Below are 734 nucleotides of genomic sequence, written 5' to 3' on the forward strand. Positions count from 1 at the left end.
GTTGCCGCCGGAGGGGGGCTGGCCCATGGACTGCTGACCGGAGCTGCTGGAGCCGGTCTTGGCGGTGCCGGTGGGGGCGTTGCCGCTGGGGCGCTGGCCTCCGCCTCCGCCGCCCATGCCGCTGTTGGTGGTGGGGCCGGCGGTGGGGTTGGTGCCGTTGGTGCTGGCGGTGGTGGCTGCCGAGACCGAGTAGGCGGCGGGTCCGGCGAGCAGGGCGACGACCGCGGCGAGGGCGGCGATGCCGGTCAGGCGGTGGCGCTTGGTGAACCGGCCGAGCAGGAGTCCGATCACCGCGACCGCCCCGGCGAGGCCGGCGACGACCTCGGCGACGGTGTACAGCGTCCCGGAGCCGGAGACCCGCTGCAGGAGGTAGACCGCCATGAGGCCGGCGGTGAGGGCGATGGTGGCGAAGGGGATGAGCCAGGAGATCTGGCCGCCCATGATCTCGTTGAACATGCGGTAGATGCCGGCGCTGCCGCCGAAGCTGCCCCCGTTGCCGGCCGAGCCCACCGTGGAGGAGGCGCCGAAGATGCGGCCGAAGCCGTTGTAGCCGATGACCAGGTCCCACACGGTGTTGTCGGTGGAGCCGCCGATGTAGGGGCGGGAGGAGGCGGGGATTGCCGAGGGAGCCGTGGGCGGCCCAGAGGTAGACGAGGAAGAAGGCGGGCAGGACGACGTAGGCCTGCATCATCTTGGTGTTGAAGGCGAAGCCGATCGCGACCCCGGACCAGACC

At 72.1% G+C, this 734-nt stretch carries 1 pseudogene; it reads right to left on the reverse strand.

Annotated features, from left to right (window positions below):
- A pseudogene (locus IG08_RS55515) lies at positions 1-570 on the reverse strand (hypothetical protein); the annotation flags it as partial.
- Between the last annotated feature and the right edge of the window lie 164 nt (positions 571-734).

It is taken from the genome of Streptomyces fulvoviolaceus, from assembly GCF_000718165.1.
In the GTDB taxonomy this organism is placed as follows: Bacteria; Actinomycetota; Actinomycetes; order Streptomycetales; family Streptomycetaceae; genus Streptomyces; species Streptomyces fulvoviolaceus.